Annotated in this window: 8 protein-coding genes and 2 pseudogenes; 8 read left to right on the top strand and 2 right to left on the bottom strand. The window is 56.8% G+C overall.

The genetic code is table 11. From position 1 onward, the window contains the following. Positions 1–105: 105 nt before the first annotated feature. Both GR303_RS24045 and GR303_RS24040 read right to left on the bottom strand, forming a co-directional pair. Complete coding sequence (locus tag GR303_RS24045; protein WP_161726971.1) at positions 106–369, bottom strand: DUF6894 family protein; 264 nt, start codon at positions 367–369, stop codon at positions 106–108. 248 nt (positions 370–617) lie between these two features. Next, positions 618–1355: pseudogene (locus GR303_RS24040) on the bottom strand (IS5 family transposase). Positions 1356–1664: 309 nt separating this feature from the next. Here GR303_RS24040 and GR303_RS24035 point away from each other — a divergent pair. From GR303_RS24035 to GR303_RS24000, 8 genes and pseudogenes are all read left to right on the top strand, one after another. Then, positions 1665–1875: pseudogene (locus tag GR303_RS24035) on the top strand (cold-shock protein). Positions 1876–1987: 112 nt separating this feature from the next. Then, a complete protein-coding gene (locus tag GR303_RS24030; protein WP_246205886.1) occupies positions 1988–2215 on the top strand; it encodes a hypothetical protein in 228 nt (75 codons plus the stop codon). 397 nt (positions 2216–2612) lie between these two features. Beyond that, on the top strand, positions 2613–2822 hold the full coding sequence (locus GR303_RS24025; protein WP_161726969.1) for a cold-shock protein: 210 nt from the start codon (positions 2613–2615) through the stop codon (positions 2820–2822). A 108-nt stretch (positions 2823–2930) separates the two neighbouring features. Continuing rightward, positions 2931–3131: a hypothetical protein gene (locus GR303_RS24020; RefSeq protein WP_161726967.1), complete on the top strand. Its 201-nt coding sequence runs from the start codon at positions 2931–2933 to the stop codon at positions 3129–3131. Positions 3132–3177: 46 nt separating this feature from the next. After that, positions 3178–3525, top strand: coding sequence for a DUF6481 family protein (locus tag GR303_RS24015; RefSeq protein ID WP_246205885.1), 348 nt, complete (start codon positions 3178–3180; stop codon positions 3523–3525). Positions 3526–3592: 67 nt separating this feature from the next. Then, the gene (locus GR303_RS24010; RefSeq protein WP_161726963.1) at positions 3593–3802 is read left to right on the top strand and encodes a hypothetical protein; all 210 of its coding nucleotides are present in this window, start codon (positions 3593–3595) and stop codon (positions 3800–3802) included. Further along, complete coding sequence (locus GR303_RS24005) at positions 3799–4092, top strand: hypothetical protein (RefSeq protein ID WP_161726961.1); 294 nt, start codon at positions 3799–3801, stop codon at positions 4090–4092. Before GR303_RS24010 ends, GR303_RS24005 begins: the two co-directional genes overlap by 4 nt. A gap of 393 nt (positions 4093–4485) precedes the next feature. Next, positions 4486–4731, top strand: coding sequence for a ParB N-terminal domain-containing protein (locus tag GR303_RS24000; RefSeq protein ID WP_161726960.1), 246 nt, complete (start codon positions 4486–4488; stop codon positions 4729–4731). The last annotated feature ends 364 nt before the right edge of the window (positions 4732–5095 follow it).

Here is a 5095-nt window from a genome sequence, read left to right as displayed (position 1 = left end):
TCGTATCTGACAGACAGACTGATCGAGACACCTGCAGGAAGTGGCGCAGGTGCATATAGCGTGTGAGGCCTCTCGGATCGCCCGCTTTTATTTGCCGCTTTGCTGTCATAGAGAGATCTCTTGGCCCGCAGGCAACCCTATCCGCTCCGATTTCATCGATATGACAATGTTCAGCATCTGCTGCCGATCATCATCCTTGACTGCAATCCGAATATCCCGGACATCGCGATTCAGCATGTGACTGAGCCCGAGATCAAAAGCGGTGCTTGTAGCTTCCATTTCGGCTACATCTAGATTTTCGCAGTCTTGGCCATCTTCATCGGGTAAAAAATTCGGTCCCAGATATATATCAAAATAGTAATGCGGCATGGTGATCTCCCCTCCCCATATTTTAAAAAGTCATGACATCACCGTTGATCATCTCACGCCTTAATCTGAGTTAAATCCTACCAGCATCAATGCCATGTCAATTCCTCAAAATCTATCGCCGAAATAAATACTCGTCAATTAATCGGCTCTGGGTGCTCTGCAGTCGATTCTCCTATTGGTGGTGATAGAGCTGCGTACATCTGCCGGTGCGTGACCGTTGGCTAGATGGATCTCCAGACTTAGAATGCCTAACAAAACCGATTGCATTGGTTGGAGCAGATGAGCGCGCATCCAAGTGTGGTGAAGGCCAGAGAGATGTCCTCGCGTCGTTCATAGCGGCTGGTGAGACGGCGGAAGCGATTGAGCCAGGCCGGTGTGCGCTCCCTCACCCACCGGTAGCGTCCCAGTTGCTCGCTGACGGCCACACTGTGGCGGACAATCCTGGGCACAATGGAGCGCCGTTGGCATTCGGCCCGGCAGCGGCGATGGTCATAAGCCTTGTCGGCGTGCAGCTTATGAGGCCTGCACCTGGGACGTCCCGCGCCCATGGCGCACCGGCGGCACGGCATCGAGGGTGGGTGCAAGCGTCAGGCTGTCGTGTCGGTTCGCCTCACTCAGGCTCAGGCCGTGTGGCGTGCCCTCGCGAGCGACCACAGCCTGGCGCTTCGTGCCCGGTTTGCCGCGATCGGTCGGGTTTGGGCCAGTGGCAGCGCCCCGTTTTTAGCCGCACTGGATGATGAGGCGAGGGCGGCGCGGCTCCCGTCGAGCTTGTCGGCATCAGCCAGGTGCGCCCACACACCAGCCGCCTGCCAGTCGCGGAGCCGCCGGCAGCACGTCATGCCCGAGCAGCCGGTCTCAAAAGGCAGCATCTCCCAGGGGATGCCGGAGCGCAGGGCAAAGAGGATACCGGCCAAGGCAGCGCGGTCACCAACCCGCGGCCGGCCTCCTCTGGGCTTGGCCGGTTCGGGCGGCAGGAGCGGCTTGATCGCTGCTCAGATAGCATTGGAAACAAGAGGGTTGGCCATGCCAAACCAACCCACTCACGCCGGTTTTGTTAGGTGCTCTTAGTTGACGAACTGATTCAGTTCACAAGGGAAGGCGTCCTAGTTCGGTGCTCTCAATCGGTAGGGGCCAGGTCCATAACAACCTCTAGGCATCGAGACTGGCCGACGACTGAGCTGCTGTGCCTAACCGTGCATCTGCACGGGCGATCTCCCCAAGTATCGATACTCATCGAACCAAGGCGCAGATGCGTCTTGGTCTAGACCGCTCATCAGCAGGGAAAGTAAATCGCCATGGCAACAGGCACCGTGAAATTTTACAACGAAACAAAGGGCTATGGCTTCATTCAGCCTGACAACGGTGGTAAGGACGTTTTCGTCCATAGTGTCTGCGCTGGAGCGCGCCGGTCTGCGTGGTCTGGTTGAGGGTCAGAAGGTCTCCTATGATGTCGAATCAGACCGCCGCATCGGCAAGGAGTCGGCAGGAAACCTGAAGACGGTCTGATCAAACCCTCTGGTCACTAATTTCGCAGCAGAGGCCGCCCCGGCTTGGGGCGGCTTCTCCGCTTTGGCCTATGGATCATCTGGGGGCGTCCAGCATCAAAGGAATACGAACATTGGTCCGCAAGAAGTCAAAGCCCGTTGAGAGCGGCTATGCCCTCTTTGACGTTCTCTATGAGGATGGCTCCCGCAGCTCGAACCGGCGTGTCCCGCGCTCCGTCCTAGATGGTCTCGACGGCGACGAGCCCGCCCGGAGAGTCATCGAGGAGCAGGACAACGCCATCGCGGAGAGAGCTGGCCGCCCCCGCATTCCAATCGAGAAGATTTCACGTTCGCTCGTTTAAGCTGAACCGCCCCGCCGCTCGGCGAGCGGAGCTGAGTTCACCCGGCTGATGCCTGTAGCAGAGCAATTCCTCCCCGCGATTATAGTCATTCCCGGTGAGATCGGAAGATTTTGGGCTCGTCCTTGGAAACTTCAAGGCCGTCATGGGAAAGCAAAATAGGGAAGAAGATTCTTCATCCCTTGCTCTTCGAGAAACCCCGGGTCGTTCTCTTGTAAAAGCCCGACTAATTCTTTATATATCTTTTATCGACTTTGGCCGGACAATCGGGCCGTTTCGCTGTCGGCTCTGCCAAGCGCACGTTCAGACCCTCGTTCCAAACATCGACTAACCGAGTGAGGTCGCGCTTTCGCGCGCCTTCCCTCACGTGCATATGCAGCAACCGCGAAAGATTATCCCTATGATTATGGGCACTGTAAAGTTCTACAACGACATGAAGGGCTTCGGCTTCATTCAGCCTGACAACGGCGACAAAGACGTGTTCGTCCATGCCACGGCCCTTGAGCGTGCCGGCATGCGCAACCTCGTCGAAGGCCAGAAGGTCTCCTTCGACACGGCGGAAGATCGCCGCTCCGGTAAGATCGCCGTCAACAAAATCCAGAAGGCCTGAGGATGTTGGGGCGCAACTCATAAGCGCCGCCTACGGAGCCGTTCCCGGGTGGAGCGGCTTTTTCTTTGCAAGGCTCCATCGGTCGATGACAAAGCTGACGAGGAAGCTATGAACACATTTCGGAAAACTCCGCCTGCGAAATCGGTCATGTTCCTGGTGAACTATGACGATGGGCGCACGGCCTATCTGTGGATTGACGATCCTGCGAAGGCGAACGATACCTGGGCCGTCGGCATGATTGCCCAAGCTCAGCAAGAGCAGGGCTCCCTGCCAGAGGGCACCATCATCAGCATCAGGCGTGTCAGGTAGCCAGCACAGATCAGATCATGCGGACGTATTGAGATCAATGAGAAGAATGAAGCAGAAAGATTTGAGCGAACGGCTGAGTGCCGCCAGGGACGCAAAGAAGGCTATGGCGGCCAAGTTCCGGCAGCGGCCTGGCCCTGATGACCCTGCGGTTGCTGAACGCCGGGCTGCTCGGGTAGCCGTCGGCGCCGCTAGAGAGGCCCGTGTAGCTGAGCGGGAAGCTCGGCGCCTTGCCGAGAACGCTCGCATTACGGCGGAGCGTGAAGCCCTTGCAGCAGAACAAGCGGAACAAGATAAGCGCGTGGCCGCCGAAAGGGCAGAGAACGAAGTCAGGCTGGAAGCCAAGCGCAAGGCTGCCCGTGACGCTCGTTACGCTGCCCGCAAATCACGGAAGTAGCGGGTCACAGCTATCTGTCTCGTGCGAACGAGACCTAGTCAAACTCACCCAGCAAGGAAAGCGACCAATGTTCCACAGGTTTAAAGTTCACCAGTTGGGTCGTATCGCCCATCCGAACTTCTCAAATGGACGCGCCAGTTCAAGCGGCATCTACGAGGTCGTACGGTCGATGTCAGCCGGCCGGACTGGCGAGGTGTCATACCGCATCAAATCGGCCCGGTTCGGCGAGCGTGCCGTGCGCGAGAGCGAAATCAGAGCCTGGAGTTTCGAGATTTGAGCGACGGCGAAGCGTTTTTCCGCGAATCCCAAATTTACGAACCGGTCTTATTGCTTCGACGGTGCCATGAGATTCTCTACGTCGCTCGTGTCGGCATGAAGGCTTCCCGGCAGTTCATGATCTTGACGCCAACCGGCGAGCCAGCTTGGCCGCATGAGCCTCTCGGAAGTCTTTCCGACATCGCCTGGGCGCTTCGAGCCCATGAATGGCACGGCGTGACGCCTGAACCCGTTGAGCAGAATGAGCGCTTGGCCAAGACGCTGGCCCGCCTGCTGATTGAACGTGCTTAGATGATGGACTTACCATTGGATGCGTGAGTAAAAGACGCAGAGGAATCAGACTATGGCTGATCAACTGGCCAATCTCGATGCTCATCGCGGCATGGCAGCCCAGAAGGTGGTTGAACTCTGACACCTGCGTTCAGAAGTCGAAGCCGATCAGGAAGTCCTGCGTCCGAGACAAGCCATCCGTGAAGATCGATCGCTCGCCTCAAAATCAGCAGTCCCATCTAGGGGCCATTGGTTCACTGTTCGTGACAAGCTGCCAGACCGTCCGCGCTTAGATTCTCATGAAGAGAACCAAACTCCGGCGTGAACGTCTCATGCTGAGGCAGATCCTATACAATTTAGCCGGTGCGCCTAAGCTCCTGTTGAACAGGACCCAATGCTGGAGCCGCAGAAGTGATGAAGAAGCAGATCGTTGCAGTCGAGGATGTCTATGTTCCTGTACAGCGCCGTCAGACACTCGATCCGCAGAAAGTTCAAGCTCTTGCCGAGAGCATGCTGGCAAAGGGACAAGAGGCACCTATCCTTGTACGGGCTGACGGCAAACGTTTTGTCCTAATCGAGGGGTTGCATCGCTTGGAGGCTTGTAAGACGCTCCGAAAGACGACTGTATCCGTTTACCTGGTGCAGGCTCGCAAGCATTGATCTGACTTGCTGCAGAGGCAGCCGCAATCGAACCACGAGTTCACTTGTGGTGGCACTTGCCACTTGGTTCCGAGTTTAATCAAATATCTTATGCTGAAATGATCTTGCTCAACAACAAAATGGCTACTGGCGTGTGGAGCGGGGCGTCGCCCTAGCAGGTTCAGACACGGAGGCCATCTCATAGTGACAGGGGCCGGCAGCACATTGAACTCTATCTTTTTTGCAGAGGTCGCGACCTTGAAGTGGGATTACGATAGGGAAGAGGTCATTGCAGATGGCATTTTGCATGCTGTCGGCGTGACAACTGGGACCGTCTCAATCATCGCTTTACTCCTCATCGCAGCTCCGGTTGTCGGAGCGTGGG

The organism is Microvirga arsenatis (assembly GCF_009910705.1).
Classification (GTDB): Bacteria; Pseudomonadota; Alphaproteobacteria; order Rhizobiales; family Beijerinckiaceae; genus Microvirga; species Microvirga arsenatis.
Note: the sequence above shows the minus strand (reverse complement) of the source record. Positions and strands in the feature narration are given on the sequence as shown.

Excerpts from the sequence above, each read along its gene's own strand:
- GR303_RS24020 (WP_161726967.1), top strand. The coding sequence starts at position 2,931 with ATGAACACATTTCGGAAAACTCCGCCTGCGAAATCGGTCATGTTCCTG.
- GR303_RS24000 (WP_161726960.1), top strand. The coding sequence starts at position 4,486 with ATGAAGAAGCAGATCGTTGCAGTCGAGGATGTCTATGTTCCTGTACAG.
- GR303_RS24045 (WP_161726971.1), bottom strand. The coding sequence starts at position 369 with ATGCCGCATTACTATTTTGATATATATCTGGGACCGAATTTTTTACCC.
- GR303_RS24025 (WP_161726969.1), top strand. The coding sequence starts at position 2,613 with ATGATTATGGGCACTGTAAAGTTCTACAACGACATGAAGGGCTTCGGC.
- GR303_RS24010 (WP_161726963.1), top strand. The coding sequence starts at position 3,593 with ATGTTCCACAGGTTTAAAGTTCACCAGTTGGGTCGTATCGCCCATCCG.
- GR303_RS24015 (WP_246205885.1), top strand. The coding sequence starts at position 3,178 with ATGAAGCAGAAAGATTTGAGCGAACGGCTGAGTGCCGCCAGGGACGCA.